Source organism: Bacillus sp. 05T31, from assembly GCF_056396725.1.
Genome location: NZ_JBFTMA010000843.1, coordinates 1 through 1,653 on the forward strand (window position 1 = coordinate 1; position 1,653 = coordinate 1,653).

General features: G+C 31.5%; 2 protein-coding genes. Both read left to right on the forward strand.

What is annotated here, in order from left to right; translation table 11 throughout:
• Positions 1-615 (forward strand): response regulator transcription factor (locus AC1DJR_RS29015; RefSeq protein ID WP_477004149.1); only part of this gene is annotated, 615 nt, incomplete at its 5' end.
• Positions 608-1,653 (forward strand): histidine kinase dimerization/phospho-acceptor domain-containing protein (locus tag AC1DJR_RS29020; protein ID WP_477004150.1); only part of this gene is annotated, 1,046 nt, incomplete at its 3' end. The genes AC1DJR_RS29015 and AC1DJR_RS29020, both read left to right, overlap by 8 nt.

Consider the following 1,653-nt stretch of genomic DNA (forward strand, 5'->3'; position numbering starts at 1 on the left):
ATGCTGAAAATTTTAAAAGCATATTTTGAAAAAGAAGGCTTCGAAGTTTTATTAGCAAAAGATGGAGAGGAAGCACTTCAAATATTTTATGATGAGAAAATTGACTTAGCTATTTTAGACTGGATGATGCCGAAAAGTAGTGGTATTACTGTCTGTCAGGAAATGAAAAAGAATTCGAGTGTAAAAGTATTAATGCTTACTGCGAAAAGTGAAAGTGAAGATGAATTAGCAGCTCTTCAAAGCGGGGCAGATGAGTATGTGAAAAAACCATTTCACCCAGGAGTGCTAATTACGCGAGCGAAAAAGCTTGTACAGCATGAAGATGTTATTCAAGTTCAAGATTTAAAAATAGATTTCACCAAAAATAAAGTATATAAAAATGAGAAAGAATTAGACATTACAAAGACAGAATTACAATTAATAAAGTGCTTTTTAAATCATAAAGGCATGATTTTAACGAGGAAAAAGTTGTTAGATATCGTCTGGGGATTTGATTATTTTGGGGAAGAGCGAACGGTTGATACGCATGTAAGAAGATTACGTAAAAAAATAGGAGAAAATATTATAAAGACACATCGCGGTTTAGGATACAGTTTGGAGGAAGAGTGTGAATAAACTCGGTAAAAAGTTATTTTTCAGCATCTCTTTAACAGTCATCCTTATTTTTGCCATCTCTTTATTATTAATTAACTATTTTTTACCAAAATATAATGTGCACAAAACACGCGAAAGCTTAGAAGGCATTACAGCGCAAATCCAGTCAATACCGCGTAAAGAACTGGATGATGCTATAAATCGTATTGAAAATGAAGGTAATGTTACGATTGCTTATACATCAATAAATAGTTCAGAAGATGCTATTAATGAAGAATTACGCATGCAACTTACAAAAAAGAGAGTTGCATTGAATAAACTTTGGATTACAAAAGAAGAAATTACGAAAGTGAAGAACCTCGGACAATCGAATAAAATATATGATCAAGAAAAGATAAAATCTAGTTTTTTTGCGAAATACATTGCGAAAGATGATATGTTGATTTTAGTAGGAGTTTCTATCGCACATTCAAATGAAGTAATTAAAACGCTTAACTCATTTTATTTATACATTTTGGGATTCTCACTATTTCTTATTATCGTGCTCGTCTGGATTTTTTCAAAAACAATCACTACGCCACTGAATGAATTGAGTGATGTCGCAGAAGATATTTCACGTCTGAAATTTAAACGGACGAAAGTTAAAACGAATGATGAAATAGGTGATTTAGCAAATAGTATAAACATTATGAGTGATAAATTACATGAAGCACATCAAGATTTAACAGATCGAAATGACCACTTAAAACGATTTATGGGCGATGTAACTCATGAATTAAAAACACCAATCGCATTAGTAAAAGCATATTCTATGGGAATAAAAGACGGTTTAGATGATGGCACATATGTTGATATAATCATTAAACAAACAGATCAAATTTCAAATTTAATTGAAGAGTTATTGCGATTTTCTAAACTAGAAAGAGATATTTTACAAAAAGAAGAATTCCCTATTGAACCACTAGTACAAAGTATAATAGATAAGCATAAGATTGAACTGGAGTCGAAAGAAATCAAGTTGCAAGTGAACTATAGTGTTGGTGACACGATTGTTTATGC